This is a genomic window from Streptomyces buecherae (assembly GCF_014295035.1).
Classification (GTDB): Bacteria; Actinomycetota; Actinomycetes; order Streptomycetales; family Streptomycetaceae; genus Streptomyces; species Streptomyces youssoufiensis.
Genome location: NZ_CP060404.1, coordinates 5,575,140 through 5,601,380, shown reverse-complemented (window position 1 = coordinate 5,601,380; position 26,241 = coordinate 5,575,140). Strand labels below are relative to the sequence as shown.

Here is a 26,241-nt window from a genome sequence, read left to right as displayed (position 1 = left end):
CCCACGGGGGCCGCGCCTTCGGGGGCTTGGGCCGCGACGGCCGCGCCCACGGACGGCGAGGGCTCCGGCCGTGCGGCCGGGGCGGAAGTGGAGGTGGGGCCCGGGGTGGGCTCGGGGGTCGGGGTGGGGTTGAGCCAGGCGTGCTCCGCCCAGTACGTCACGCGCACGCGAGGCCCTCCAGTACGTCGGCGAGGGCGTGGACGCCGGCGACGCAGTCGTCCTCGGTGGCGTGCTCGGCCGGGGAGTGGGAGACGCCGGTGGGGTTGCGGACGAAGAGCATGGCGGTGGGGACGGTGCCGGAGAGGATGCCGGCGTCGTGGCCGGCGCCCGTGCCCAGGACGGGGCGGGCACCGCCCAGGATGCGGCCGAGTTCGTCCCGTAGGGCGTGCTCGAACTCCACGACGGGGGTGAAGGACTCGCGCACCATGCGGACGTCCACGCCGTCGCGCTGGCCGCGCTCGACGGCCGCGCGCTCGATCTCGGCCACCACCGTGTCCAGCGTGGCCTGGTCGGCCGCGCGGGAGTCGAGCCAGCCACGGACCAGCGACGGGATGGCGTTGACGCCGTTCGGTTCGACGCTGACCTTGCCGAAGGTGGCCAGCGCGCCGGCCAGCGCCGCCTTCTTGCGGGCGGCCAGCACGGTGTTGGCGTAGGTGAGCATCGGGTCGCGGCGGTCCTCGATACGGGTGGTGCCGGCGTGGTTGGCCTCGCCACGGAAGTCGAACCGCCAGCGGCCGTGCGGCCAGATCGCGGAGGCGATGCCGACCGGGTCGCCGGACAGGTCGAGGGCCCGGCCCTGTTCGACGTGGAGCTCCACGAAGGCGCCGACGCGGGCCAGGCGTTCGGGGTCGGGCCCGATCGCCTCCGGGTCGTACCCGGCACGCTCCATGGCCCGCGGCAGGCTGGTGCCGTCGCCGTCCCGCAGTCGGTGCGCGGCCTCCACGGTGAGCTGGCCGGCGGCGAGCCGGGAGCCCACGCAGGCCAGCCCGAAGCGGGCGCCCTCCTCGTCGCCGAAGTTGACGACGGCCACCGGCTTGGCGAACTCCGCACCCCTCCGGCGAAGTTCGTCGAGCGCGGCGAAGGCGGAGACGACGCCGAGCGGCCCGTCGAAGGCGCCGCCGTCCGGGACGGAGTCCAGGTGCGAGCCGGTGACGACGGCCTCCCCCGGGGCCACGTCACGGTGGTCGCGGGCGCCGAGCCAGGCCCACTGGTTGCCGTTGCGGTCCAGTTCGTAGGCGAGGCCCCGGGAGGTGGCCTGGGCCTGGAACCAGGCCCGGCAGTCGGTGTCGGCGCCGCTCCAGGCGAAGCGGCGGTAGCCGCCGCTGTCCGCGTCGCGGCCGATCGGGCGCAGGTCGCGCCACATCTCGTGGAAGGAGGAGCCGGTGCCGACCGGGCCGGGTGAGCTGGGTGACAGCGGTGAGCCTGGTGACGCCGGTGAGTCTGGTGACACGGCCGAGCCCGCCGGGCTGGCCGAGTCGGCGGCGGGTCCCTCCGGGGCGCGTTCGCTCACGACGGGTCACCCTCGCGCATCGGGACGCGGACCGCCTTCTCCTCGGCGACGCGCTCGGCGATGTCGTACCCCGCGTCGACGTGGCGGATCACGCCCATGCCCGGGTCGTTGGTGAGCACCCGGCGGATCTTCTCGCCCGCGAGCGGCGTGCCGTCGGCGACCGTGACCTGGCCCGCGTGCAGCGAGCGGCCCATGCCGACGCCGCCGCCGTGGTGCAGCGACACCCAGGAGGCGCCCGAGGCGACGTTGACCATGGCGTTGAGCATCGGCCAGTCGGCGATGGCGTCCGAGCCGTCGAGCATGCCCTCGGTCTCGCGGTACGGGGAGGCGACCGAGCCGCAGTCCAGGTGGTCGCGGCCGATGGCCAGCGGCGCCTGGAGCGTGCCGTTGGCGACCATGTCGTTGAACCGCTCGCCGGCCCGGTCGCGTTCGCCGTAGCCGAGCCAGCAGATGCGCGCGGGCAGCCCCTGGAAGTGCACCCGTTCGCCGGCGAGCTTGATCCAGCGGGCCAGCGACTCGTTCTCCGGGAAGAGTTCGAGGATGGCCTTGTCGGTGGCCGCGATGTCCTTCGGGTCGCCGGAGAGCGCCGCCCACCGGAAGGGGCCCTTGCCCTCGCAGAACAGCGGGCGGATGTACGCGGGGACGAAGCCGGGGAAGTCGAAGGCGCGCTCGTAGCCGGCGAGCTGGGCCTCGCCGCGGATGGAGTTGCCGTAGTCGAACACCTCGGCGCCGGCGTCCTGGAAGCCGACCATCGCCTCCACGTGCCGGGCCATCGACTCACGGGCGCGGGCGGTGAAGTCGGCGGGCTTGTCGGCCGCGTACGTCGCCATGTCCGCGAAGTCGACGCCGATCGGCAGGTAGGCCAGCGGGTCGTGGGCGCTGGTCTGGTCGGTGACGATGTCGATGGGCGCGCCGGCGGCGAGCAGTTCGGGCAGCAGTTCGGCCGCGTTGCCGAGGACGCCGATGGACAGCGGCTTGCGGGCGTCGCGGGCCTCGGTCGCCAGTTCCAGGGCGTGCGCGGGGCTGTCGGCCTTGACGTCGAGGTAGCGGTGTTCGATGCGGCGGTCGATGGCGCGCGGGTCGCAGTCGACGCAGATGACCACGCCGCCGTTCATGGTGACGGCCAGCGGCTGGGCGCCGCCCATGCCGCCGAGGCCCGCCGTGAGCGTGATGGTGCCGGCCAGCGAGCCGCCGAACTTCTTGGCGGCGACGGCGGCGAAGGTCTCGTACGTGCCCTGCAGGATGCCCTGGGTGCCGATGTAGATCCAGGAGCCGGCGGTCATCTGCCCGTACATGGTCAGGCCGAGGGCCTCAAGGCGGCGGAACTCCTCCCAGTTGGCCCAGTCGCCGACCAGGTGCGAGTTGGCGATGAGGACGCGCGGCGCCCACTCGTGGGTCTGCATGACGCCCACCGGGCGGCCGGACTGCACGAGCATCGTCTCGTCCTGGCGCAGCGTGGTCAGGGTGCGCACCATCGCGTCGAACGAGCGCCAGTCGCGGGCCGCCTTGCCGGTGCCGCCGTAGACGACGAGCTTGTCGGGGTGTTCGGCGACCTCGGGGTCGAGGTTGTTCTGCAGCATCCGCAGGGCGGCCTCCTGCTGCCAGCCCAGCGTGCTGAGCTCCGTGCCGCGCGGTGCTCGTACGGGTCGCGGTCCCGACATGGGTGCTGCCTCCCTGGCTCGACGGGTGGTACGCCGATTGGATTAGTTCATTCACATAGTCCTGTGATGAATAGTCCCAGTCAACAGGACGGCCCGACCTCGGGCCAGCAGGGGCGAGGTCGGGCCGTCGGGCGAGTCGGGCCACCGGGGCGGGGCGGATCGGGCAGCCGAGGCGGATCGGGTTGGGCCACCGGGGCGATTAGGGTCGGGCCGGTCGGCGCCGGTCAGGCGGCGGGTGGCCTCACTTCACCGCCTCCAGGACCAGCGTGGGCGGGTGCTCGGTGTAGCGCCGCCAGTAGTCCTGGCCGTACTGGGCGATCCCCTCCGGCGAGATCTGCCACGGGTGCCAGCGCACCTGGCCGAAACCGGCCTCGCGCAGGGCGGACTCGTAGGTGTCCGGCGGCCACAGGTAGAACTCGACGTCGACCGGGCGTCCGCCCATCGTGGTGTGCGCGCGCACCGTCGCGCCGGCGGCGCGCGGCCGGGGCACGGTGGCCGTGATGCCGAACGGGCCGTAGTAGTCGGGGTCGGCGGGCATGTCGTAGTTGGCGCAGTTGGCCACCAGCCGCCCGCCGGGCCGCAGCGCCCGACTCGCGGTGCGACACATGGCCAGCAACTCGTCCCGGCTGGCGCTGTAGTGCAGGACGTTGACGCCGGTCACCACGTCGAAGGCGACCGCCTCGACGGCCTCGTGCCCGCGCGCGACGTCGCCGACGTGGTACGTGATGCCCAGCCGTTCGCCCCTCTCGCGCTCACGGGCCGTCTCCACCATGGACGCCGTGATCTCCAGGCCCTCCACCCGGCCCGCCCCCGCCCGCTTGATCCGGCGGGTCCAGATCCCCGTCCCCGCCCCCAGGTCCAGCACGTCCAGCCCGCGCACGTCGCCCATCACCGCGCGGAAGGTGGGCTCCTCCGCGTGTCGCGCATAGGTGAGGACGTTCAGGGTGTCGTCGTACACATCGGCCGTCTCGTCGTACTGCTTGCTTCCCACGTCACGCCTTCCGCACGCTTGGCAACCGCTCTCTTACGCTGCGTATGGGTGCCCTCGGGCCGCGCGGGCTACTCAGGGTGTAGGGGGCAAGGGCCCGGACGGGGGTCGGGGGCGGGCACGGCAGTTCGTTCCTCGTCCAGGGGAGCAGCCCGCGACCGCCCGTGCCCCTCCCCCACGGGGCGGCTAACCTGCGGACGTGTGACCCGGGTACACCAGCTCGCCGGCGCGGCCGGCTCCGCCGCGTGGGAGGCGACGTCCGCCGCGTACTACGCCTCGATCGCGCGGGCCGACGCGCGCGGCGACGGCACCGTGCGGCACCGACTGCGGCCCGAGGTCGGCGACGGGACGATCGAGGTGACGCCGCTGCACAGCGGGTTCCACCTCGTCCGCTACGACGTCGCGTTCGCCGCCGGGCACCGGATCGGCTACCGGTTCCCGGGCGACCACTTCGAGCTGGAGCACTGCGTCGAGGGGCGGGTACGGGTGAGCGAGACCGCCGCCGGCGCCGACGAGTTGCACGCCGGCTCGGTGGCGCTCAGCCCGCGCCGCGCCACCGGCGGCGTCGTCGCGCACGACCCGGGCGAGCGGTACCGGGCGGTGTCGGTCACCGGGAGCTGGGCCCGCCTGGACGCCTACCTCGGGGGACTCGGCGCGCGGAACCTGCCCGCCGTCGGTCCCGAGCACGTCGCGCGCGAGCGGTACCTCGGCCGGTCCGCCGCGCTGCGCCCGGTGGCGGAGCCGTTGGCGGAGATGTACGTGCACCGGCGCACCTCCCCCGGGCGCCTGCTGTACCTGGAGTCGCGGCTGGTGGCGGCGCTCGCCGCGCTGGTCGACGGACTCGCCGCCGCCCCGCCGGCCACCACGCCGCCGGCCACCGGCGCGCCGGGCCGCGCGCTGGCCGCGCACGAGGTGGCCGCCCTGCGCCGGGTCCCCGCACTGCTCTGGCAACGGCGCCACGACCCGCCGACGCTCGCCGAGTTGGCCCGCGCGTCCTCCCTGTCCGTCCGCCGGCTGACCACCGGGTTCCGCGTGCTGTACGGGGACTCGGTGTGGGCGTACCACCGGCGCCGCTGCCTCGACCGGGCCGCGACGCTGCTCGTCGAGACCGACTGGCCGGTCTCCCGCATCGCGCACGAGGTCGGCTACGCCTCGCCCAGCAACTTCGGCTACGCCTTCCGCCGCGACCGGGGCACCACGCCCGCCCGGTTCCGCCGCGCGCACGCCTGACCACCTCCAGCCTGCCCGCCTCTCCGCCTGGCCCGCCTGCCTGGCTGCCTCTGCCTGCCTCTCCGCCTGGCCCGCCCACCTCTGCTTGCCCGCCTGCCTGCCTGCCTGCCTGCCTGCCTGCGGGGACGCTCTCGTGCCTGCCGGGACACGCTCCCGCCCGCGCGCCGGTGCGGGGCCCGTCGCACGCACACCGCGCACCGCCCTCCACACGCCCCGGACCCGCGCTCCACACCACCGTCCGCCCCCGGCACCGAGGCTGTGACCGGCGGCGGTCGCACCGGCCGTCGCACCCACCCGAGGAAGGCGCCCGATGTCCCACCCGTACGCTCCCGCCGGCCGATGCCCAGCCAGCCGGCGCCCAGCCAGCCGGCGCCGCCGGGAGCTCGCCAACGTGCCGCCCCCGCAGCCCTCGCCCCGGGGTGAGCGGCGATGAGCGAGCGAGCCACCGACTCTGCTTCGCTTGCGACCGGGACGGTACGACTGGTGATCGTGTTGGGTGGGTTGTCGGCGATATCGCCGTTCGCCACCGACATGTACGCGCCCGGCTTCCCGGAGATCGTCACCTCGTTCGGCACCTCGGGCACGGCCGTCCAACTGTCCCTGACGGCCTGTCTGATCGGGCTCGCCGTCGGGCAGGTCGTGCTCGGCCCGGTCAGTGACGCGCTGGGGCGGCGACGGCTGCTGCTCGCGGGGTCCGGCGCGTTCGCCGGCCTGTCCCTGGCCTGCGCGCTCGCGCCGTCGATCGCCGTCTTCGAGGTGGCCCGCCTGTTCCAGGGCGTCGCCGGCAGCGCGGGCCTGGTCATCGGCCGGGCGGTGATCAGCGACCGGTACACCGGCGCCCGGGCGGCCCGCCAACTCTCCACGCTGAGCGTGATCGGGATGACCGCGCCGGTGCTGGCGCCGGTCGCCGGCGGGCTGCTCCTCGGCGTCGGGTCGTGGCGGCTGGTGTTCGTCGCCCTCGCCGGGGCCGGGCTGCTGCTGGGGGCCGCGGTCTGGGCGTGGGTGCCCGAGTCGCTGCCCGTCGAGCGGCGCCGCCGCGGCGACGTGCGGACCGTGCTGGCCGCGATGGGCCCGCTGGTGCGGCGGCGGGCGCTGGTCGGCAACCTGCTCGTCGTCGGCTGCGCGCTCGGTGCGCTCTTCGCCTACATCACCGGCTCGCCCTTCGTCTTCCAGGACGGCTACGGCCTGTCGCCCACGGCGTACGGCCTCGTCTTCGCCACCAACGCCGTCGGCACCGTGCTGGCCGGGGTGGTGTTCGGGGCGTTGGCCGGACGCGTACGCCTGGGCACCCTGCTCCTCGGCGGCGTGGCCGCCACCGTGGTCTGCGCGCTCACGTTGGTGGTCCTGCTCGGCACGGGCGGCGGCGCGTTCGGCGCCACCTGGGCCTGTCTGTTCGGCCTGACCTTCGGGTTCGGCCTCGTGCTGCCCGCCTCGACGACCCTCGTCCTCGCGCTCGGCGGCGACGCCCCCGGGGCCGCGTCCGGCATGCTCGGCGGCGCCCAGTTCGTGCTCGGCGCGGCGGCGGCACCGCTCCCCGGCGCGCTGGGGCGTACGACCGCCCTGTCGATGGCCTGCGTCGTGCTGGCCTGCGTCCTGCTCTCGGCGCTGGCGCTGGTCGCGCTCGCCCGGCCGTGGCGGGACGGGGGCGAGAGCGACGGGGCCGGTCAGGGCTAGGGCAGGCCGACCGTCCGGTTGAGGGGGAGTCCGCCGGCCGGCGCTGAGGCGCGAGGGGGCGCGGGCACACGCGGTGCGTGCCCCCCGCGCCGCGCGCCCCCGGTCGCCCCTACAGCACGAAGCCGGCCGGGAAGGGGTCGGTCGGGTCGAGGAGGTACTGCCCCATGCCGGTGATCCAGGCCCGGCCGGCGAGGGCGGGGCGGACCGCGGCGCGGTCGCCGACGCGTTCGGTGGTGACGAGGCGGCCGGTGAAGTGGGTGCCGATGAAGGACTCGTTGACGAAGTCCTCGTGCAGGGCGAGTTCGCCGCGCGCGTGGAGCTGGGCCATCCGCGCGCAGGTGCCGGTGCCGCACGGCGAGCGGTCGAACCAGCCGGGGTGGATCACCATCGCGTTCCGGGCATGACTGCCACCCCCGGCCGCCCCCGCTCGCCCGGCTCCCCCAGCCACCCCCGCTCCCCCGGCCACGGCCCTACCGCCCCCGCCCGTACCGCCCCCGGTCGCCCCGCCCCCGGCACCCGCCGCGCCGACGCCGGGCGTGCCCGGGGCCGTGAACTGCACGTGGCGGCAGCCGGCGATGCCGGGATCGGTGGGGTGCTCGGGCCGCCGCTGCTCGTTGACCGCCGCCATGATCGCCATGCCGGCGGCGAGGATCTCGTCCTTGTGCCGCCGGTCGAAGGGGATGCCGAGCCGGCTGAGCGGGGTGATGGCGTAGAAGTTGCCCCCGTACGCCATGTCGTAGCGGACCCGCCCGATGCCGGGAACGTCCACGGTGGCGTCCAACTCGTGCGCGTACGCGGCCACGTTGTGCAGCGTCACTCGCTCGGCGCGGCCACCGCTCACGTCCACCCGGGCCTCGACCAGGCCGGCCGGGGTGTCCAGGCGTACGGTCGTGACCGGTTCGGTGACCTCCACCATGCCCGTCTCGACCAGCACCGTGGCCACGCCGATGGTGCCGTGGCCGCACATCGGCAGGCAGCCGGAGACCTCGATGAACAGGACGCCCCAGTCGGCGTCCGGCCGGGTCGGGGGCTGGAGGACGGCGCCGCTCATGGCGGGGTGCCCGCGCGGCTCGTTGACCAGGAACTGCCGTATCGCGTCGAGGTGTTCCACGAAGTAGTGCCGCCGCTCGGCCATCGTCTGGCCCGGCACCGGGCCGATGCCGCCGGTGATGACGCGGGTCGGCATGCCCTCCGTGTGCGAGTCGACGGCGCTCAGGCAGCGCGCGGCGCGCATCAGCGGCCCCCGGCCGCGCGCACGCCGACCGCCGGCGCGGCGGGCTGCCGGGCCCCGGCCGCCACGGGCTCGCCGGGCCGGGGAGCGGCCTCGGCGTCCGCCGCCGCGAGCGCGTCGACGGCGCGCCGTACGTCCGCGTCCAGCGCGGCGAGCTGGTCGCCGGCCAGCGGCCCGCGCGGCGGGCGGCTGGGCCCGCCGTACCGCCCGACCAGGTCCATCGCCCGCTTGATGGCCTGGACGAACTCGGTGCGCGAGTCCCAGCGGAAGGCCGCCACCAGCGGTTCGTACAGCGCCCGCGCCTCCGCGAGCCGGCCCGCGCGGGCGAGGTCGAACAGCCGCACCGACGCGGCGGGGAAGACGTTCGGGAAGCCGGCGAACCAGCCCTCGGCGCCCATCAGCAGCGATTCGAGCACCAGGTCGTCGGCGCCGGCGATCATGGCGAGGTCGGGGGCGCACTCCTTGATGTGCCGCACGCGCCGCACGTCGCCGGAGAACTCCTTGACGGCGACGACGTTGTCGATGGCGGCGAGTTCCCCGATCACCTCAGGCGTGAGGTCCACCTTGGTGTCGAGCGGGTTGTTGTAAACCATGACCGGCAGCCCGACCGCCGCCACCTGCTCGAAGTGGTGGACGACCTCGGCGGTGGACGCGCGGTAGAGCGTCGGCGGCAGGCACAGCACCCCGTCGGCGCCGTCCTCGGCGGCGTGCTCCGCCCAGCGGCGGGCCTGGTGCGCGCCGACGCCGTGCACCCCGACCACCACCAGCGCGTCCCGGCCGACGGCCGTGACGGCCGTACGGGCGACCGCGCGCCGCTCGGTGTCGGTGAGCGAGGAGTACTCGCCCAGCGATCCGTTGGGGCCGACCCCGTGACAGCCGCTGTCCACCAGCCAGCGGCAGTGTTCGGCGTACCGGTCGAGGTCGGGCCGCAGCCCGGCGGGGGCGGCGGGGTCGTCGGCGTACGGGAGCGCGGTGGCGACCACGACGCCGGTCAGGGCGCGCGCGTGCGGCTTCGAGCGGGCGCCGGGCGCGGCAGACGGCGCGGCGGCTGGCTCCGGAAGGTCGGTGGGCGGGTCGGTAGGCAGGTCGGTGCTCATGGGGGTCTCCGTTACGCGTCCGGGGGCTGAGGGTCGCGGTGCTGCGGGGGCGCCAGTTCGTCCGGGGGCGGGGAGGTGAGCGGGGGTGGGGTGAGGTCGATGGGGATGGAGAGGTCGGCGGGGGCCGGGGAGTCAGCGGGGGCCGGGGAGTCGGTGGGGGATCCGGCGAGGTCGCCGAGGCGGATGGGCTGGGCGATGGGGCGGGTGTCGATGGCGTACCGGTCGGCGTAACCGAGGGGCCGACGCCCGCGCGGCGCCGGAGTGCCCGGCGCCGACACGTCCGGGGTGAGGCCCGCCGCCAACTCCGTGACGGCGCGCCCGCAGGTGCGGCCCTGGCAGGCGCCGAGCCCGGCGCGGCAGGTGAGCTTGAGCGCGCGCGGGCCGTCGACGTGCCGCTCGGTGACGGCCGCGCGCAGCGCGTCGTACGTCACCTCCTCGCAGCGGCAGACGAGGGTGTCGCCCCGCAGCCAGGTGTGCCAGCCCGGCCGCACCGGGTGGGCCAGGGCGAGCGCGGTGGCGAAGCGGCGACCCGAGCGGACCCGGCGGCGCAGCCAGGCGACGCGGGCCGGGTCGCCCGCGCGGTGGCCGAGCGCGGCGGCGGCCATCAGGCCCGCCAACTCTCCCTCGTGCGCGGCGAGTTCGGCGCCGCCCACGCCGGTCAGCTCGCCGGCCGCGTACACCCGGGGCACCGATGTGCGCTGCCCCGCGCGCAGCGCGACGCGCGGCGTGCCGTCGGGGCCGTCTTCGAGCGCGCAGCCCGTGGCGAGGGCGAGTTCGAGTTGCGGGGTGAACCCGTAGCCCACGCAGAGCGCGTCCACGCCCTCGACGCGGCGCTCGCTCCCGGGCCGCACCGTCCAGTCCGGCGCGAGCCGGGCGGCGGTCACGGCGCGCAGCCGTCCTTCGCCGTGCGCGGCGACGACCGCGCGTCGGGTGCGGTACGGGACCCGGTGGCGGGCCAACGTGCCGGCGTACGCGGCGAGTTCGGGGAGCTTGCCGCGTCCGTCGCGGAGCGCGGCGAGCGGGGAGCGCAGCCAGCCGGCGGGCGAGCCGGCCTCCCAGACGCCGAGCACCCGGGCGCCGGCGCCAAGCAGCGCCGCCGCCACCGGCAGCAGGAACGGGCCGGTGCCGGCCACGATCACCCGCTGGCCCACGGCGAGCCGCTGTCCCTTGGCCAACGTCTGGGCGGCGCCGGCCGTGACCACGCCGGGCAGGTCCCAGCCGGGGAAGGGCAGCGACCGGTCGAACGCGCCCGGGCAGAGCACCAGCGCGTCGGCGGCGAGCGTGCCCGGCGTACGGAAACCGTCGGCCGGCCCGGTGAGGACGTGCACGAGGTGCGGCGCCGGCGCGCCACCGCCCGCGTCCCGGGTCGGCTCGATCGACCAGGCGGTGGTGTGCGGCCGGTGGTCGATGGCGGGGTGCGCGGCGACGGCCCGCGCCAGGCGTTGGCCCTCCGGGGCGCGGCCGGGGGCGGCTCCGCCGGCGGGTGACGCGTGGTGGGGGCGTACCGGGGCGCGGCCGGGGCTCAGCTCGCCGGCGGGCGGCGCGTGGCGGGGGCGTACCGGGGCGTGACCGGGGCTCGGCTCGTCGGCGGGCGGCGCGTGGCGGTGGTACTGGCCGCCGACGCGCGCGCCGTTGTCCACGAGGGTGACCCGCGCGCCGGCGCGCGCGGCGGCCAGGGCCGCGTGCAGCCCGGCCGGCCCGGCGCCGATGACGACGATCCGCCGCCCGTCCGTCATGCCCGGTCCCCTCCGTCGCCGTGCGCGCCGTCACCGTCGACGGCCGCCGTACGGGTCGACCCGGCCGCGCCGCTGGCATCGACCGCCCCGCCGCCACCGTCCCGACCAGCCGCCCCCGCCCCGCCCCCACCCGAGTCCTCGCCCGCGCCCGTCGCGGGCCCCGGCAGGACGGCGCCGCGTTGTGTCTCCACCGCGTCCCCCGGGGCGACCTCCCGCAGGCAGGCCCGCACGTCGGGCAGCCCGTTCACGACCACGAGGCAGTCGTGGCACACCCCGATGCCGCAGAAGACGCCGCGTGGCCGATCGCCGCCGCGCGTGGTGCGCCACGCGGCCCGGCCCGTGGCCAGCAGGACCGTGGCCACCGTGTCGCCGGGGCGGGCGCGCCGCGCGACGCCGTCCACGGTGAGCGGCACGCCCCCGCCGCCGTCCGCTTGCGCCACCCCGGGGCCCGCCGCCACCCGCGCCACGGGCCCCTCCGCCCTCTCCGCCCCGGGCCCCGGCCGCACCGGCACCGCCGCCACCCCCGCCGCCGGTACGCCTCCCGCCGCCTCCGGCGCGCCGCGCAGCCCCGGGCGGTCCACCCGGAACGGGGCGGGGTCCAGGTGGGGCGGCTCGCCCGTGAACAGTTCGGCGAGCAGGTCGCCGGTGGCGGCGGCGAGGCCGATGCCCGCGCCCTCGTGGCCCGTGGCGTGCCACAGGCCGGCCCGGCGCGGATCGGGGCCGATGACGGGGAGGTGGTCGGGGGTGTACGGGCGGAAGCCGCCGTAGGCGCGCAGCACCGGAACGGCGGCGAGCAGCGGGAACAGCGCGGTGGCGCCGCGGGCCAGCGCGCGCAGCACCGCGACCGGGATCGCCGGGTCGAAGCCCACCCGCTGCCGGCTGGAGCCGATGAGCACGGTGCCCGCCTGGGTGGCCTCCACGACGGTGGAGAGCCGCAGGTCGGCCTCGGCGGCGCCGACCGCGCCGACGTAGTCGGCGGCGTAGACCTTGTGCCGTACGGTGCCGGCCGGCAGCGGGGCGGTGACCAGGACCAAGCCACGGCGCGGCGCCACCGGCAGCGGGGCGCCGGCCGCGTCGGCGAACGAACCCGCCCACGGGCCGCAGGCGTTGACGACCGCGCCGCACGGCACGTCCCCGCGCGCGGTGCGCACCGCGCGCACCCGGCCGCGCCGGTCGCGCCGCACGCCGAGCGCGGCGACGCCGCCGCGCACCTCGCCGCCCCGTGCGCGCACCGCGGCGAGCAGCGCCGTCGCCGCCAACACCGGCTGGAGCTGGGCGTCCTGCGGGTAGTGCAGGACGGCGGTGGCCCGTGGCGTCAGGTGGGGCTCGTACGCGGCGAACTCGTCCGGCGCCAGCGCGTGGGCCTCGACGCCGACGACGCGCTGAGCCGCCGCGAAGGCGTGCAGCGCGGCCGACTGCGCCGCGCCGATCGCGACGACGAGCCCGCCCTTGCGCTCGTACTCGCACGCCGCGCGGCGCGGCCCGAGTTCCTCCCGCAGCTCGGCCAGGAGCGCGGGCCAGCGGCGTAACGAGGCGAGCGCGAGGCCCAGTTCGGGCCCGGGCGGCTTGTCGGAGACCAGCAGGTTGCCCTCGCCGCTCGCGGTGGTGGCCGAGGCGACGGCCCCGCGGTCGAGCACCAGCACCCGCACGCCGCGCCGGGTCAACGCCTCGGCGCAGGCCGCGCCGATGATGCCGCTGCCGACGACGACCGCGTCGGGGTGTTGTCCGTACGTCCATGAACCGTGCATGAAGCGCACCACCGTTCTCCAGAAAGAACGTTGGCGACGCTAGTGCGGCCTGGCAGGGCGGTCAATACCGGTGCCGCCCGGATACTCGATGAGCAACACGGACAGCACCGGCTCCGGGCCCGCCGTCTCGTAGATGTGCGGCTGGGAGCCGGGCAGGCAGACGTAGTCGCCGGGGCCGAGTTCGTACGGGTCCGAGGGCGGTCCGACGCGCAGGACTCCCTGCGTCACCACGACGTGTTCCCGTCCCGGGTGGCCGTTGGAGTGCTGCCTGGCCCCCGGCCGCACCCGCTGGTCGTACAGTTCGAGCACCCCGCCGCGCGGTTCGATCCGGCGCAGCATGCGCAGGTCGACGGCCCGGCTGCGCAGCACCTCAAGGCCGGCCGAGCGGACCAGCAGCACGTCGGGCGGCGCCGGCTCGGCGAGCAGATCGGACACGGGGACCTGGAGAGCGTTCGCCAGAGAGAACACCGTCTGGATGGTGGGGTTGCCGAGTCCGCTCTCCAACTGGGACAGCGCGCTCTTGGCGACCCCGGACCGGCGCGCGACCTCCGACAGCGACAGGCCGCGCTCCCCGCGCAGCGCGCGCACGTTGACCCCGAGCATGTGCCCGGCCCGCTGCGCTTCCCTGGCCTCGCCGCCGCCCCGCCGCTCGTGCGACTCGCCGCCCGGGCTCGCGGGCCGGCCCCCGGACTGACGCACGGGCCGCCCCAACCGGGCCCCTTCGCCCGCTCCCCCGGCGCCCGTCGCGCCGCGCCCGTCGGCTGGCTCTCCGTCCGGCTCCCCCATGGCGGTTCCTCCTCGGCTCTCGGCGGCTGACGGCCGGCGCCACTGTAGCCAGCGCCCGCCGGGCCGGCCCCGAGCGGTGCGCGGCGGACCGGCCTCCGGCGTACGGAACGAGGCCCCCGCCCACGGCCATCGGCGCCTCGACGCGCGAGGTGGTCCCGCTACGCCGAGTGGCGTGGCCGGCGTAGCCACCGCACGCCGGTCGGCCACGCGTACTGGGCAGCGCCCGGCCCGAGTGGTGGAGTGCTGCCATGACCTCAATCGAGACGGGCCAGGGGCCACGGGACGACGCGACGCGGAGGCGGCCGGGGCCGACGGGCCCGGACACGCCCGCACAGGACCGAGCGACGACGGGCCCGGTGGCCGGGCCGGACGGGGACGGCGAGGCCGACCCGGGCGAGGCCGCCGCGCGCCGGCGCGACCAGGCGGTGCGGGCCGCCGTCGAACAGGGCCTGATCGGCCCGGACGCGCCCGTGATCGCGCTCGTGGACGTGGCCGCGATCCGCGCCTCGGCCGCCGCGCTCCAGGCCGCGTTCGCGGAGGTGACCGCGCCGGGTACGCCGGTGTTGCACGCGTTCGCGGTCAAGGCGGCCAACCTCGTACCGGTGTTGCGGCTGCTCGCCGATGCGGGCCTGGGCTGCGAGGTGGCCAGCCCCGGCGAACTCGCCCTGGCCCAGGCGGCGGGCGTGGCCCCGGAGCGCATGGTGCTCGACTCGCCCGCCAAGACCGTGGCCGAGCTGCGGACGGCCCTCGCGCTCGGCATCGCCGTCAACGCCGACAGCTTCCAGGAGTTGGAACGCCTGGACGAGCTGGTGGCCGCGGCGCCGACCGCGTCACCGCTCGGGCTGCGCGTCAACCCGCAGGTGGGCGGGGGCACGATCAGCGCGCTGAGCACGGCGACGGCGACCTCCAAGTTCGGCGTGCCGCTGCGCGACGACGGCCCGCGCGGCGGCTCACCGGCCGAGGTGCGGGCCAGGGTGGTGGCCGCGGTCCTGGCCCGGCCCTGGCTCACCCGGCTGCACGCGCACGTCGGCTCGCAGGGCTGTCCGCTGGAGCTGCTGGCGGGCGGCGTCCGCGAGGTCTACGAGTTGGCCGAGGAGATCAACGAGGCGGCCGGCCGGCGGCAGATCACCGGCTTCGACCTGGGCGGCGGACTGCCGGTCAACTTCGCGTCCGACACCGTCGCCCCGACCTACCGCGACTACGCGCGGCTGCTGCACGCGACCGTGCCCGGGCTGCTCGACGGCCGGTACGCGCTGGTCACCGAGTTCGGCCGGTCCCTGCTGGCCAAGACGGGCACCGTGCTGGCGCGCGTCGAGTACGCCAAGTCGGCCGGGGGCCGCCCCATCGCGATCACCCACGCGGGCGCCCAGGTGGCCACCCGTACCGTCTTCGCCCCGCGCTCCTGGCCCATCCGCGTCGCCGGCTACACCCCGCAGGGCCTGCCCAAGCGCGGCCCGCTGGTGGCCCAGGACGTGGCGGGCCCGTGCTGCTTCGCGGGCGACCTGGTGGCCAAGAACCGGCCCCTGCCGCTGCTGGAGGCCGGCGACCTGACGGCCCTGCTCGACACCGGCGCGTACTACTTCTGCCACCACTTCGCCTACAACAGCCTGCCCCGGCCGGGCGTCTACGGCTTCGTGACGGATCCGGGGGCGGCGGGGGGCGTGCGGTTCGCGACCGTGCGCGAGCCGCAGACCGTGGCCGAGATCGTGACCGAGAGCGGCGGCGCCCACGGCGAGGCACTGACCGGCCTCGACTCCTGACGGCCACACCCGCCGCCGCCACGGATGCCGGTTACGAGGACCGAGCCGCGGCTGCCTGACGGGTGGTCACGGCGTACGGGTCGCGGACCCGGGCGGCAGGCGAGCGCACCGGCGCACACGGAAGAAGCCCTCCCCCAGCCTGAGCTGGAGAAGGGCTTCTCGAAAAGAGCGCCGAGCAGGCCTTGCACCTACATCCCTCGTTTGGAGACGAGTATCTTTCCTTAGACGACCGACGCATCAACCCCCGCCCCTCGGGGCGGCGTTGCGTGATCCACTTTACCCCAAGCCTCACGCTGCGTCGAACCAGCCGCCGTCACCGCGCGACCCGCCCAGACCGCGCCCAGCCCCCGCCCAGCGCCGCCCCGTACGCCGTCCGTCGCGTCAGAGCCTGGCCCGCTCGTGCGCCTGACTGGCGATGACGGCGGCCGTCTCCTGCGGGGTCTGGGCCGAGGTGTCCAGCCACCAGCCGGTGCCGGCCAGCCGCTCGCGCATCTCCCGGTACTGCGGGCCGAAGTCGAAGTGGACCCGGGAGCGGGCGGGGCGGGCGGCGTTGCGCTCCCGGCAGACCGCGAGCGGCGGCGCCAACACCACGAACAGCACGGGCCGGGGCCGCAACCAGCCCACCATGGCGTCGAGCATCTCGCGGTCGGCGATGGTGTGCTCGATGACCGGGAAGATGTCGTTCTGGGCGAAGTTGCCGGCCAGCGCGCACATGTTGCGCGCGCACAGCAGCGCCTGGCGCCGGGACTCCTCGGCTGGCTCGCCCAGGAAGCCGACGCGGCCCCGTACCACCATGTACGACAGGACGTCGCCGCTGATGTGGGCCGCGCGGTCGTGGTGGGCGGCCACCAGCGGCGAGACCGTCGACTTGCCCGACCCGGGCATGCCCGAGATGATCAGGCACCCCGTGGAGCGCGGACGCTGTGGCACGAACCCTCCCGCATCGCCTGGCCAGTCGGCCGCGCCGGCCACCAAGCCACCGGGAGCCGGCCCTCTCGCACAGCATCGTCGCAGCCGCCCCGGGCCCCGCGCACCCGGGTTTCGCCCCCGCCCGCCGGGCCGCCCCCGCCGCCCGGGGACTACCGCTCCGGCTCCTCCTCCACGATCAGCAGTGTCCCCGCGCTCCCGGGGCGCACCCGGTGCGGGGCGCCGGCCGGCACGAGGAAGAGTTCCCCGGCGCGTACGTCCACCGGCTCGCCCCGCACCTCCAGGGCGAGGAGGCCGTTGAGCACGAGCAGGGCCTCCGCGCTCTCGTGGCGCTCCTCCGCGAGGGGCAACTCGCTCATCCGCACCACCTTGACCGCGCTCGTACCGACCCGGCCCAGCACCCGTGACCGCCACGGCCGCGCCAGCCGGTCGGCGGCCCGGCGCAGCGCGACGGCGGCCGGCGGCGGCTCGCCGGGCGCCCCGGGTCCGGCCGCGCCGGGCGCCGGCCCGAGGGTGGTCGCCGCTTCCGTCGTGTCGTTCGCCCGCGCTCCGCGCACCGCACGCTCCTCCCGTCGCGCCGACCCCGGCCCACGGGCCGCGGCCGGCTGCCGCTCGCCGCCCCGGTCGGACGGCCCTGACCAGGACGTTAGCCCGGTGCGTCGGTGAGGTGGCTGACCGTTCGGCAAAGGCTGGCGAACCGTCGGGGCACGGCGTACGCCCCGGCGCACCGGGCCGGCGCCGGGTCAGCGCCGGTGGTTCAGCGGGCCGCCTTCGCCACGACGCGCTTGGCGCCGCCGGGTCGGGCGTCGCCGGCGACCACGCCGGTCGTCAGGTAGCCGCGCACCGCGGAGTGGGCCGGGCCACCGATCGCCCACGGGCCGGGCAGCGCGTCCGTACGCACCCACAGCAGGCTCTCGTTGGCCTCTTCCCAACGGCCGATCCACAGCGCCTTCCACCACAGCCCGACGCCGACGCCGGCCAGCAGCATCCCGCCCGCGGCGGGTGCCGCGAAGGACGCGCCGACGGCCAGCAGGAACGCCGCCGCCAGGTGCCAGCGGTGGGCGCGCCGCCAGACGCGCACGCTGACGGCGCGGTCCTGGAGGATGACGGTCTTGCCGGCGCGCGACGCGGAGCGGGCGAGCGCCGCGTACCGCTTGCGCCGCACCGTCGCCGTCACCGCCAGCGCGACCAGGAACAGGGCCGCGCCGGCCAGCACGCCGATCGTGCGGCCGGTCACGCTCGGAACGAGCAGCCCGATGCCGGCCGCGACCACCCCCAGCCACCACAGCCACCCGGCCGGTGCCCGTACCAACACCGCCACCCGTGCCACCGCGTACGCGCCGCGCCCCACGACGAACCTCCTCGACTCCGTCATCGCACTCCGCCCGGACCCACCGGCGCCCTCGCGCCCGCCCGGGAACTCTTCCGGCGGGACTGTACTCAGCGCGGATGAGAGTTCGCTGAGATACCGGATAGTCGGGAGAGAGGCCGATACGGGGGGGGGCGCCCGGGGCGTGGGGCGCGGAGCTTCCCGGGCGCGGGCGGGAACGCTGCCGGGGAATCAGTCCTCGAAGAGGCCGCGCGCCGCCGCCCTGGCGTCGAACTCCTCAAGGCGGGCCTGCGCGTCCGGCAGCTCGTCGCACATGGCCTCCAGCAGCACCCGGCCCAGCAGCATCGGCGCGCAGGCCGTGTCGAAGGCGAGCCCGGTGCCCACGGCGGCCGGCAGCAGCAGGTCGCTGTGGCCGGCGACCGGCGCGAAGGCGCTGTCGGCGACCGTGACGACGGCCAACCCGGCCGTGCGCGCGTACTCCAGCGCGGCGACCACCTCGCGCGGGTGGCGGGGCAGCGCGAAGCACAGCAGGGCGCTGGCGCCCGCGGCGACGGCGGCGTCGACGCGGTCTGCGAGCATCGTGCCGCCCTCGTCGAGGAGCCGTACGTCCGGGTGCACCTTGCGCGCGAAGTAGCTGAACCCGGCCGCCTGCGCCGAGGCCGCGCGCAGCCCGAGCACGGGCAGCGGCCGGGAGGCGGCGAGCAGCCGGCCGGCGCGGGCGACGGGCTCCGGGTCGGCCAGCAACGTGGCCAGGTGGCGCAGGTTGTCGATCTCGGCCTGCACCGCCTGCTGGTACTCGTTGGCCCCCGTCTGGTCGGCGCTCCGCTCGGTCGGGGCGACGTCGCGCAGGTGCTTGCGGAGCCCCGGGTAACCGTCGAAGCCGAGCGCCACCGCGAAGCGGGTCACGGACGGCTGGCTGACGCCGGCGAGTTCGGCGAGTTCGACGCTGGACAGGAACGGCGCGTCGGCGGCCCGGCGCACCATGCAGTGGGCGATGCGCCGCTGGGTGGGCGTGAGCCGGTGCCCCTCGAAGAGCTTCTGGAGCCGCGCGGCTGCCCCACTCGCGTCCGGCGTCTCGTCCATCGTGCCCTCCCGGCGACGTCGGCGCCCCACGGACGCTCGCCCACCGACGCCGACCCGGCACCGGTCGGACCGGGGCCGGCCAGCGCCGCTCATTCAGCTACGGCTGTCTCTGCATGAATATATGCAGCAGGCGGGGGTGGCGCGAAACGGGCGGGGGTGCGGGGCTGGGCACCCGGCCCCGGGTACTCCTCCGCGCCCCTCAGGCGTCAGCCCCCCGCTTCTCCAGCCGACTGCCCCGCGGCACGGTGAGGGACATGATGTCGCTCGGGCCGTCCAGGGCGATGCGGTGCCAGCGACCGCGCGGCACGATGACCGCGGAGCCGGCCGCCACCGCGACCTCCTCCTCCGCCTCGTCCGGCCGCTCCGGGCGGAAGTACAGGCGTATCCCGCCGGCGAGGCAGGCCACGACCTCCTCCGCTTCGGGGTGCACCTCCCAGTGGTCGCCGTGGACGTCGGCGTCGGTCTCCACGTGGAAGGTCATCAACTGCCAGCCGTCGCCCTCGCGTTGGAACACCGGCTCCGCGGCCCGGGCGTGGCCGTCCTGGTGCAGGTGGAGGAAGGAGGCGAAGAGGTCGACGGGGCGGATGGGGGCGGTGGGGTCGTCGATCGGGGTCGCGGTCATGGCGAGGGTTCCTTGTCTGGGATCGGGGTCGTTCGGATGTGGTGGCGGTGGTTGGGTCGGTCGTACGGGGCGGGCGTCAGCCCCCTCGACGGGGCCGGCGCCGCGCGCCGCCGGCCCGGGGCTCGGCTCGTACGGCCGGGGCTCGGCCCGTACGGTCAGGGTCGGGTCCGTACGGTCAGGGCCGGGCCCACACGGTCAGGACCCGGCTCACGTGTCCAGGGCGCGCCGCAGGGCGCCGCCGAGTTCGGCGAACTGGCGCTGGGAGATCTCGGCGGACAGGATGGCCTGCGAGCCGTGGAAGGTGCCGGCCCACTGGTGGAGTTCGACCGACACGCCGGACTGGAGCAGGCGCAGCGCGTAGGCGATGTCCTCGTCGCGGTTCGGGCAGAGTTCCGCGGAGGCGACGTAGGCCGGCGGCAGTCCCGACAGGTCGGTGGCGCGGGCGGGGGCGGCGTACGGGGTGGCGGGCCGGCCGCCCAGGTAGTGCTGCCAGGCGGCGGCGACCGTGGACCGGTTCATCCAGGGCGTGTCCGTGAAGTTCCGGCTCGACCAGGTGTCCTGGCGGTCGTCGAGGCCGGCCTGGTTGAGCAGTTGGAAGCGGATCGGCGGCCCCTGCTGGTCGCGGGCGCGCAGCGCGAGTCCGGCGGCGAGCCCGCCGCCCGCGCTGTGCCCGCCGACCGCGATCCGGTCCGCGTCGGCGCCGAGTTCGGCCGCGTGCTCGCTGGCCCAGGTCAGCACGGCGTACGCGTCGTCGAAGGCGGCCGGGAACGGGTGCTCGGGGGCCAGCCGGTAGCCCACCGAGATCACCGTCGCGCCGGAGGTCGACGCGAGCCGGGCGGCCCACGGGTGCTCGGTGTCCACGTCGCCCATCACCCAACCTCCGCCGTGCAGCCACACGATGGCGCCGCGCGCCCCGTGCGGGCGGTAGATCCGTACGGGCACGTCCGGGTCGGCGGGCACGGTGCGGTCCTCGACGTCCATGCCGCTGACGTCGGGCCCGGGCACGGAGCCGGCCAGCGCGGCGAAGTTGGCGCGCTCGGCGATCGGGTCGGTCAGCCTGGCCTGGGGAAGCAGCGGCAGGAACGCTTCGAGTTCTGGGTCCATGGCGGCCATCCTCGCGACAGCCACCCACCCAGGTCATCCGCCAACCGTCGGACAACCGACGCGGATCGCGCGCCGATCGGCGCCTATCCTGCGGCCATGGAGGCACTGGCCGTACGGCTGTCGCAACTGGACACGCACGTCGAGGGCGCGATCCGGGTCGTCATGTTCTACGACACGCTGATGCGCCGCCGCGTGGACCTGCCGGCGCTCGCCCGCGCGTCGGCCGGCCTGGCCGAGTGCGTGGCGGGGGTGCGGCTGCACAGTACGGGGCGGGCGATCCGGCTCGCGCCCGACGGCCAGCCGGCGCCCAGCCCGCCGGCGCCCGCGTCCAGCCAGGCGCCGATCGTCCTGGACGAGGAGGAGATCGGCACGGTGTGGCTGGAGCGCTCCGGGCCGCCGAACCCGCTGGACGACGTGGTCCTGGACCGGTTGGCCATCGCCGCGGCGGCGGTGGTCGAACGGTACGGCCCGGCCCGCACCACCATGGCCGACCCCGCCCTGGTCGAGCTGGTGATCAGTGCCGACAGCGACGAGGCGGCCCGGGCCCGGGCGCTGCGGCTGCTGGGCTTCGCCGCCGATCAGCCGGTCCACGTGCTGGCGGTGCGCACCCGGCTCCCGCTGGACCGGGTCGCCGGCCTGCTCTGCCCGGCCCACCGGGTGAAAGCCGCGCCGCTGACCGGCGTGGGTGTCATCCTGGCCAGCCACGCGGACCCGGCCCGGCTACCGGCCGACGTGCGCGCGGGCATCGGCGCCGCCGAGCGGCCCGAACTGTCCTGGCAGCAGGCCCGCACCGCGCTGCGCTTCGCCACGGGCCGCGAACCGGTCGTTCGCTACCGGGAGTTGGGGGCGCTCGCGCTGCTCGCGCAGGTGCCGCCGGACGCCCTGCGCGCCAACGCGGACGTGGCCGCCATCGCGCGCGTCGCCGCCAACCCGCGGGACCTGGAGACGCTGGACACCTACTGCGCCGCCGGCTCCCTGCGGCGGGCGGCCGACCTGCTCCACCTGCACCACAGCAGCGTCGCCCGCCGCCTCGAACTGCTCGGCAAGGCCCTGGACCTCGACCTCACCGAGCCCGCCGGGCTGATGCGCGCCCGACTCGCCCTCGCCGCCTGGCACCTCACCGACGACCGCGCCCCGGGGTGACGGGCCGGCACCGTGCTCGACCGTCGGCCCGCGCGCCCGGCCCGGGGCGCCCCGCCGCGCGGCGGCCAGCGGCTCAGGCCGGGCAGCTCAGGCCAACGACCCGGGCCAGCGACTCAGGCCAGCGCACCGGGCCGGCGGCTCAGGCCGGGGGCAGCAGGCGCTTCTGCGGCTTGCCCATGGCGTTGCGCGGCAGCGCCTCCAGGAAGCGCACCTTGCGCGGTCGCTTGTGGGCCGACAGGTGACCGGCGACGAAGTCGATCAGCTCCGCCTCGCCCACCCCGTCGGCCACCACGTACGCCACGATCTCCTGCCCGAGGTCCTCGTGCGGCGCGCCGACGACCGCCGCCTCGCGCACGGCCGGGTGGTCGAGCAGCGCGTTCTCGACCTCGCCGGCGCCGATCCGGTACCCCCCGGACTTGATCATGTCCGTCGAGGCCCGGCCGACGATGCGGTGCGTGCCGTCCGGACCGATGGCGGCGATGTCGCCCGTACGGAACCAGCCGTCGGCGGCGTACGAGGCGGCCGTGGCCTCCGGCCGGTTCAGGTAGCCGTCGAACAGGGTCGGCCCGGTCACCTCCAACTCGCCGATCTCCGCGCCCGGTTCGACGACGATCCGGGTCCGCACGCCGGGCAGCGGGACGCCGACGTGGCCGGGGCGCCGCTCGCCGTCCGCGCGGGTCGCCACGGTGATCAGCGTCTCGGTCATGCCGTACCGCTCCACCACCTGGTGCCCGGTCAGCTCCGCCAGCCCGCGGAAGACCGGCGTGGGCAGCGGCGCGCTGCCGGAGACCAGCAGCCGGGCGCCGCGCAGCGCCCGGGCCGCGGCCGGGTCGCCGGCGACCCGGTGCCACACGGTGGGCACGCCGAAGTACAGCGTGCCGCCCGCCGCCGCGTACGCCTCCGGCCTGGGCCGGCCGGTGTGCACCAGGCGGCTGCCGACGCGCAGCGCGCCGAGGACGCCGAGGACCAGGCCGTGCACGTGGAACAGCGGCAGGCCGTGGGCGAGCGTGTCGTCCGGGGTCCAGGCCCAGGCGTCGGCCAGCCCGTCCAGCCCCGCGGCGACGGCGCGCCGCGAGATGAGGGCGCCCTTGGGCGCGCCGGTGGTGCCCGAGGTGTAGAGGATGAGCGCGGTGGCGGCCTCGTCCGGCTCCGGCTTCGCCCAGTCGGCGCGCTCGGCCGCGTCGACGGGCATGACAGTGACGCCCGGGCCGCCACCCTGTCCACCCTGACCGCCCGCGCCGTCGCCCGGCCCGGCGTCGCCGCCCGCCCCGCCGGCCCCGGTGAGCAGCAGGGTCGCGCCCGAGTCGCGCAGGATGTGGTCGCGTTCGGCGGGCCCGGAGTCGGGCGGCAGCGGGACCACCGGCACGCCGGCCAGCAGCCCGCCCACCACGGCCACCACGGTCTCCAGGGTGGCCTCCGCCCGCACGGCCACCACCGGCGCGCCCGCGATCCGGGCCGCCACCGCGCCCGCGGCCCCCAGGAGTTCCTCCCGGGAACAGGGGCGCCCGGCGACGGTCAGTGCGTCGGGCCGGTCCTCGCCTGCGCTTGTCAGGGCCGCCAACAGAGCCTTGCTCACCAGCGTTTCCTCTCCTTCGGGCCACATCGCGCCCCGCGTGTGTCGTACGCCGCGTATGGCGTACGCCGCGTATGGCGTACGCCGCGTATGGCGTACGCCGCCGGGGGCGACGTTACCCACTCGCCCGCCCGCCCCGTGCGCGGGCCGCTCGCTGGCCGGACCCGACCGAGCGGCGGGAGGCCGGCGGGCCTCGCCCCGGTGAACGGCGGGCGCCCGGCGGGCCCGGCGCGGCCCGGCGAACGGGGGTCGGGACGGGGTCGGGGCACGGGGGCGGGGCGGGGTTCGCCTGGTCACGGGCCGGTCCGGGGGCTGAACCCCCGGCCCGATAGGGGGGCTGACCCTACTTACACCGGTGGCGGTTGCCCGTAGCGTAGGCACCATGGACGCCCGCGACCCAGAGGTAAAGAAGGAACTCGACGCGATCTTGCAGACCCGCAAGGAGCTCGGTCCTGAGTACGAGTCGGAACTGGTCGACTCCTTCATGGAGAAGGTCGAGCAGCGCTTCAACGACACCGCCGACCGGCACGTACGCCGGCAACTGGCCGAACAGCAGATGTCCGCCGCGCGCGGGGTGCGCTCACCGACGGGGGCGGGCACCGCCAACGCCACCGGGATCGGCCTCGGCGAGCGGTTCGGCTTCGTCGCGGTCTCGCTGGTGCTGGCCATCCCGCTGTCGGCGATCGCCGTGGTGAACGAGGGGCTGTCGGGACTGCTCGTCGCCTGGGGCGGGATCGTCGGCGTGAACGCGGTGCACTCCTTCGGCGGCTTCGCGTTCCTGCACCGGGAGCGCAAGAAGTCCACCAGCGACTGGGACTGACGGCGCCGGCGTCCTCACAGCTCCGCCACGGCCTCCCGTAGCGCGGCGACGCCCGCGACCACCACGGGCCGCACCGCCTCCCCGCTCCGGTGCGCCACCAGGACCTTGCGGCGCAGCACGGGGCGGGTGGCGAGCGCGCGGACCCCGGCCGGTAGCGGGCCGCGCCCCAGCCGCGGGACCAGCGCGGCCACCAGACCGGCCGCCACGAGCGCCAGTTGGGCGGGGTATCCGGCGACGTGACACCTGATGTCCGGCTCGAAGCCCCGCTGGCGCAGCGTCTGCACCAGGAACTGGTGGCAGACGCCGTCGCCGGTCCACGACGCCCACGGCGTGTCGGCCAGTCGGTCGAGGTCGACGACGCTCCGCTCGGCCAGCGGATGCCGTACGGACAGGGCGACGTCCGCGACGTCGGAGAGCAGCTCGACCGAGGTCAGGCCGGCCGGCAGCACGGTCGGCAGCTCCTCCCAACTCTCCACGACCGCGAGGTCGAGTTCGCCGGTGCGCACGCCGGCCAGCATCTCCTCGGCCTCGCCGGCCAGCACCGTGGTCCGCATCCGCGGGTGCCGTTCGCGCAGCGACACCAGGGCGCGCGGCAGGAACGTCATGATCGCGGTGGAGAACGAGCCCACCCGCAGCGGGCCGGCGACGGCCGAGCCGAGGGCGTCCAGCTCGGCGCGGGCCGTCGCGACGTCGCCCAGGATGCGCGCGGCGTGCCCGGCGAGCACCTCGCCGGCGGGGGTGAGCCGCACCCCGCGCCCGTCGGCTTCGAGAAGCTGGTGACCCGTCTCGCGTTCGAGCTTGGCCAGTTGCTGGCTGACCCCGGGGGGCGTCACGTGCGACACGGCGGCAGCCGCCGCCACCGTGCCGTGCGTGGCGACGAGGTGCAGGGCCCGGAGTCGATCGAGGCTGAACACAGCGGACACGGTAGCGCTGCTACCGATTACCGCGAAAAAAGTTGAGCTAGACCCCACAGTCGCGCGCTCCCATGCTGGAGGCCGTGACGGCGAAGGAACCCACCCAGCGGCCCACACCGGGGCGCCCCCAGATCGCGACCGCCCCGACGACGGCCCCCGGCCCCGCGACCCCCACCGGCCCCGCGACGGCGGCCAACCCGACGGCGACGGCCGGCCCCACGACGACGGCCGGCCCGACAACGACGGCGGGCCCGACAACGACGGCCGATCCGATGACGGCCGATCCCGCGACGACGGCCGGTGCGCCCCTCCCCCGCGATGAGAAGCGCGCGGCCACCCCCGCCGCGCCCGGCGGCGTGGCCCGCCGGTTGTCGCGCAACCCGCGGCTGCTCGCGGTGGCCGGGGCCGCCTGCATCTCGGTCTCGGCCATGCTGGTCCGGCTCTCCGCCACCTCACCGGAGACCGCCGCGTTCTTCCGGTGCGCGCTGGCGCTGCCGCTGCTGCTGCCGCTGGCGCTGCGCGAGCGGCGCCGGCTCGGGCCGCGGCCGCCACGGCATGCCGGCATCGACCTGCTGGCCGGGGTGTTGCTCGGGGCCGACCTGGTGCTGTGGGGCGCGTCCATCCCGGAGCTGGGTGCGGGGATCGCCACCGTGATCGTCAACGTGCAGGTCGTCATCGTGCCGCTACTGGCCCTGCTGCTCTTCGGGGAGCGGCTCTCGCGCCGCTTCGCGCTCACCGTGCCCGTGATGCTGGCCGGCGTGGCACTGGCGGGCGGGGTCGCCGAGGCACCCGGCACGGCCGGCGATCCGGTGCGCGGCGTGCTGGCCGGCCTGGGCGCGGGCGTGGCGTACGCGGGCTACCTGTTCCTGCTGCGCGGGCGCGGCGCGGCCACCGGCCCGCGCTACCGCTTCCTGCCGGTCACGCTGGCCACCGTCACGGCCGGGGCGCTCCCGCTGCTGGTCGGCCTTGTCCGACAGGACCTCGACCTCACGCCGGGCTGGCCCGCCTTCGGCTGGCTGGCCACGCTCGCGGTGACCGGGCAGTTCCTGGGCTGGCTCCTGATCGGCGCGGCGCTGCCGCGGCTTCCGGCGAAGGAGGGCGGTTCCATCCTGCTGGTGCAGCCGGTGCTCGCGGTACTGCTCGGCATGGTGTTCCTCGGCGAACGGCTCAGCGGCTGGCAGGCGGCCGGCTGCGTGATCGTCGTCCTCGCCGTCTGGGACACCACCCGCGCGCGCCACCCCGCCGCCGAACCCGCCCCGCGCACGCGCCCCCGTGCCCGGGGCGTACGGCGATAGCCGCCCCGC

General features: G+C 76.4%; 22 protein-coding genes, 1 tRNA gene and 1 pseudogene. 6 read left to right on the top strand and 18 right to left on the bottom strand.

Features of this window, described 5'->3' with window-relative positions:
- Positions 1-157 precede the first annotated feature (157 nt).
- The 3 genes from H7H31_RS22140 to H7H31_RS22130 form a co-directional block, all read right to left on the bottom strand.
- The gene (locus tag H7H31_RS22140; protein WP_187060873.1) at positions 158-1,363 is read right to left on the bottom strand and encodes an allantoate amidohydrolase; all 1,206 of its coding nucleotides are present in this window, start codon (positions 1,361-1,363) and stop codon (positions 158-160) included.
- Positions 1,364-1,506: 143 nt separating this feature from the next.
- Positions 1,507-3,171 carry a urocanate hydratase gene (hutU, locus tag H7H31_RS22135; protein ID WP_187060872.1) on the bottom strand — a complete coding sequence of 555 codons (1,665 nt, stop codon included), beginning with the start codon at positions 3,169-3,171 and terminating at the stop codon, positions 1,507-1,509.
- A gap of 241 nt (positions 3,172-3,412) precedes the next feature.
- Positions 3,413-4,162: a class I SAM-dependent methyltransferase gene (locus tag H7H31_RS22130; protein WP_187118055.1), complete on the bottom strand. Its 750-nt coding sequence runs from the start codon at positions 4,160-4,162 to the stop codon at positions 3,413-3,415.
- A gap of 198 nt (positions 4,163-4,360) precedes the next feature.
- Here H7H31_RS22130 and H7H31_RS22125 point away from each other — a divergent pair, with 198 nt between their 5' ends.
- Complete coding sequence (locus tag H7H31_RS22125) at positions 4,361-5,389, top strand: helix-turn-helix transcriptional regulator (protein WP_187060870.1); 1,029 nt, start codon at positions 4,361-4,363, stop codon at positions 5,387-5,389.
- A 429-nt stretch (positions 5,390-5,818) separates the two neighbouring features.
- Entirely contained in the window at positions 5,819-7,063 is a 1,245-nt protein-coding gene (locus tag H7H31_RS22120) for a multidrug effflux MFS transporter (protein ID WP_187060869.1), read from the top strand.
- Between the two features lie 109 nt (positions 7,064-7,172).
- Here H7H31_RS22120 and H7H31_RS33500 read toward each other — a convergent pair whose 3' ends face one another.
- The 6 genes and pseudogenes from H7H31_RS33500 to H7H31_RS22090 all read right to left on the bottom strand — a co-directional run bounded on the left by H7H31_RS33500 (position 7,173) and on the right by H7H31_RS22090 (position 13,574).
- Positions 7,173-8,297 carry a proline racemase family protein gene (locus tag H7H31_RS33500; RefSeq protein WP_197995967.1) on the bottom strand — a complete coding sequence of 375 codons (1,125 nt, stop codon included), beginning with the start codon at positions 8,295-8,297 and terminating at the stop codon, positions 7,173-7,175.
- The gene (locus tag H7H31_RS22105) at positions 8,297-9,391 is read right to left on the bottom strand and encodes a dihydrodipicolinate synthase family protein (RefSeq protein ID WP_187059664.1); all 1,095 of its coding nucleotides are present in this window, start codon (positions 9,389-9,391) and stop codon (positions 8,297-8,299) included. Before H7H31_RS22105 ends, H7H31_RS33500 begins: the two co-directional genes overlap by 1 nt.
- A gap of 11 nt (positions 9,392-9,402) precedes the next feature.
- Positions 9,403-11,127 (bottom strand): FAD/NAD(P)-dependent oxidoreductase, encoded by a 1,725-nt coding sequence (locus tag H7H31_RS22100; RefSeq protein ID WP_187118054.1) that lies wholly within the window; start codon positions 11,125-11,127, stop codon positions 9,403-9,405.
- Complete coding sequence (locus tag H7H31_RS35060) at positions 11,124-11,528, bottom strand: (2Fe-2S)-binding protein (RefSeq protein WP_269475471.1); 405 nt, start codon at positions 11,526-11,528, stop codon at positions 11,124-11,126. The genes H7H31_RS22100 and H7H31_RS35060 overlap by 4 nt, the downstream gene beginning before the upstream one ends.
- 147 nt (positions 11,529-11,675) lie before the next feature.
- Positions 11,676-12,875, bottom strand: a pseudogene (locus H7H31_RS22095) (NAD(P)/FAD-dependent oxidoreductase); the annotation flags it as partial.
- A 39-nt stretch (positions 12,876-12,914) separates the two neighbouring features.
- The gene (locus tag H7H31_RS22090; protein WP_232110020.1) at positions 12,915-13,574 is read right to left on the bottom strand and encodes a helix-turn-helix domain-containing protein; all 660 of its coding nucleotides are present in this window, start codon (positions 13,572-13,574) and stop codon (positions 12,915-12,917) included.
- A 335-nt stretch (positions 13,575-13,909) separates the two neighbouring features.
- Here H7H31_RS22090 and H7H31_RS22085 point away from each other — a divergent pair, with 335 nt between their 5' ends.
- Positions 13,910-15,421, top strand: a complete 1,512-nt coding sequence (locus tag H7H31_RS22085) for a type III PLP-dependent enzyme domain-containing protein (protein ID WP_187061813.1) — start codon at positions 13,910-13,912, stop codon at positions 15,419-15,421.
- 167 nt (positions 15,422-15,588) lie between these two features.
- Here H7H31_RS22085 and H7H31_RS22080 read toward each other — a convergent pair.
- The 7 genes from H7H31_RS22080 to H7H31_RS22050 form a co-directional block, all read right to left on the bottom strand.
- Positions 15,589-15,657, bottom strand: a tRNA-OTHER gene (locus H7H31_RS22080).
- A 145-nt stretch (positions 15,658-15,802) separates the two neighbouring features.
- On the bottom strand, positions 15,803-16,351 hold the full coding sequence (locus H7H31_RS22075) for an AAA family ATPase (RefSeq protein WP_232110019.1): 549 nt from the start codon (positions 16,349-16,351) through the stop codon (positions 15,803-15,805).
- Between the two features lie 149 nt (positions 16,352-16,500).
- A complete protein-coding gene (locus tag H7H31_RS22070) occupies positions 16,501-16,905 on the bottom strand; it encodes a cupin domain-containing protein (RefSeq protein ID WP_308284235.1) in 405 nt (134 codons plus the stop codon).
- A 200-nt stretch (positions 16,906-17,105) separates the two neighbouring features.
- The gene (locus tag H7H31_RS22065) at positions 17,106-17,723 is read right to left on the bottom strand and encodes a hypothetical protein (protein ID WP_187061812.1); all 618 of its coding nucleotides are present in this window, start codon (positions 17,721-17,723) and stop codon (positions 17,106-17,108) included.
- Between the two features lie 186 nt (positions 17,724-17,909).
- Entirely contained in the window at positions 17,910-18,761 is an 852-nt protein-coding gene (locus H7H31_RS22060; RefSeq protein WP_187061811.1) for a MurR/RpiR family transcriptional regulator, read from the bottom strand.
- A 199-nt stretch (positions 18,762-18,960) separates the two neighbouring features.
- Positions 18,961-19,383, bottom strand: coding sequence for a cupin domain-containing protein (locus H7H31_RS22055; RefSeq protein ID WP_187061810.1), 423 nt, complete (start codon positions 19,381-19,383; stop codon positions 18,961-18,963).
- A 207-nt stretch (positions 19,384-19,590) separates the two neighbouring features.
- Positions 19,591-20,487 (bottom strand): alpha/beta hydrolase, encoded by an 897-nt coding sequence (locus H7H31_RS22050; protein ID WP_187061809.1) that lies wholly within the window; start codon positions 20,485-20,487, stop codon positions 19,591-19,593.
- 96 nt (positions 20,488-20,583) lie between these two features.
- On the opposite strand from H7H31_RS22050, the gene H7H31_RS22045 reads away from it, so the two are divergent.
- Complete coding sequence (locus H7H31_RS22045) at positions 20,584-21,630, top strand: helix-turn-helix domain-containing protein (protein ID WP_187061808.1); 1,047 nt, start codon at positions 20,584-20,586, stop codon at positions 21,628-21,630.
- A gap of 139 nt (positions 21,631-21,769) precedes the next feature.
- Here the strand turns inward: H7H31_RS22045 and H7H31_RS22040 are convergent, their stop codons facing one another.
- A complete protein-coding gene (locus H7H31_RS22040) occupies positions 21,770-23,233 on the bottom strand; it encodes an acyl-CoA synthetase (protein WP_187061807.1) in 1,464 nt (487 codons plus the stop codon).
- A gap of 352 nt (positions 23,234-23,585) precedes the next feature.
- Between H7H31_RS22040 and H7H31_RS22035 the strand changes: the two genes are divergently transcribed.
- The gene (locus H7H31_RS22035) at positions 23,586-24,023 is read left to right on the top strand and encodes a hypothetical protein (protein WP_176162002.1); all 438 of its coding nucleotides are present in this window, start codon (positions 23,586-23,588) and stop codon (positions 24,021-24,023) included.
- A 14-nt stretch (positions 24,024-24,037) separates the two neighbouring features.
- Here the strand turns inward: H7H31_RS22035 and H7H31_RS22030 are convergent, their stop codons facing one another.
- Positions 24,038-24,937, bottom strand: a complete 900-nt coding sequence (locus H7H31_RS22030) for a LysR family transcriptional regulator (RefSeq protein WP_187060914.1) — start codon at positions 24,935-24,937, stop codon at positions 24,038-24,040.
- Positions 24,938-25,020: 83 nt separating this feature from the next.
- Here H7H31_RS22030 and H7H31_RS22025 point away from each other — a divergent pair, with 83 nt between their 5' ends.
- A complete protein-coding gene (locus tag H7H31_RS22025; RefSeq protein WP_232110017.1) occupies positions 25,021-26,232 on the top strand; it encodes a DMT family transporter in 1,212 nt (403 codons plus the stop codon).
- The last annotated feature ends 9 nt before the right edge of the window (positions 26,233-26,241 follow it).

Excerpts from the sequence above, each read along its gene's own strand:
- H7H31_RS22140 (WP_187060873.1), bottom strand. The coding sequence starts at position 1,363 with ATGTGGCGCGACCTGCGCCCGATCGGCCGCGACGCGGACAGCGGCGGC.
- hutU (WP_187060872.1), bottom strand. The coding sequence starts at position 3,171 with ATGTCGGGACCGCGACCCGTACGAGCACCGCGCGGCACGGAGCTCAGC.
- H7H31_RS22120 (WP_187060869.1), top strand. The coding sequence starts at position 5,819 with ATGAGCGAGCGAGCCACCGACTCTGCTTCGCTTGCGACCGGGACGGTA.
- H7H31_RS33500 (WP_197995967.1), bottom strand. The coding sequence starts at position 8,297 with ATGCGCGCCGCGCGCTGCCTGAGCGCCGTCGACTCGCACACGGAGGGC.
- H7H31_RS22105 (WP_187059664.1), bottom strand. The coding sequence starts at position 9,391 with ATGAGCACCGACCTGCCTACCGACCCGCCCACCGACCTTCCGGAGCCA.
- H7H31_RS22100 (WP_187118054.1), bottom strand. The coding sequence starts at position 11,127 with ATGACGGACGGGCGGCGGATCGTCGTCATCGGCGCCGGGCCGGCCGGG.
- H7H31_RS22085 (WP_187061813.1), top strand. The coding sequence starts at position 13,910 with ATGACCTCAATCGAGACGGGCCAGGGGCCACGGGACGACGCGACGCGG.
- H7H31_RS22065 (WP_187061812.1), bottom strand. The coding sequence starts at position 17,723 with ATGACGGAGTCGAGGAGGTTCGTCGTGGGGCGCGGCGCGTACGCGGTG.
- H7H31_RS22060 (WP_187061811.1), bottom strand. The coding sequence starts at position 18,761 with ATGGACGAGACGCCGGACGCGAGTGGGGCAGCCGCGCGGCTCCAGAAG.
- H7H31_RS22055 (WP_187061810.1), bottom strand. The coding sequence starts at position 19,383 with ATGACCGCGACCCCGATCGACGACCCCACCGCCCCCATCCGCCCCGTC.
- H7H31_RS22050 (WP_187061809.1), bottom strand. The coding sequence starts at position 20,487 with ATGGACCCAGAACTCGAAGCGTTCCTGCCGCTGCTTCCCCAGGCCAGG.
- H7H31_RS22045 (WP_187061808.1), top strand. The coding sequence starts at position 20,584 with ATGGAGGCACTGGCCGTACGGCTGTCGCAACTGGACACGCACGTCGAG.
- H7H31_RS22040 (WP_187061807.1), bottom strand. The coding sequence starts at position 23,233 with ATGTGGCCCGAAGGAGAGGAAACGCTGGTGAGCAAGGCTCTGTTGGCG.
- H7H31_RS22035 (WP_176162002.1), top strand. The coding sequence starts at position 23,586 with ATGGACGCCCGCGACCCAGAGGTAAAGAAGGAACTCGACGCGATCTTG.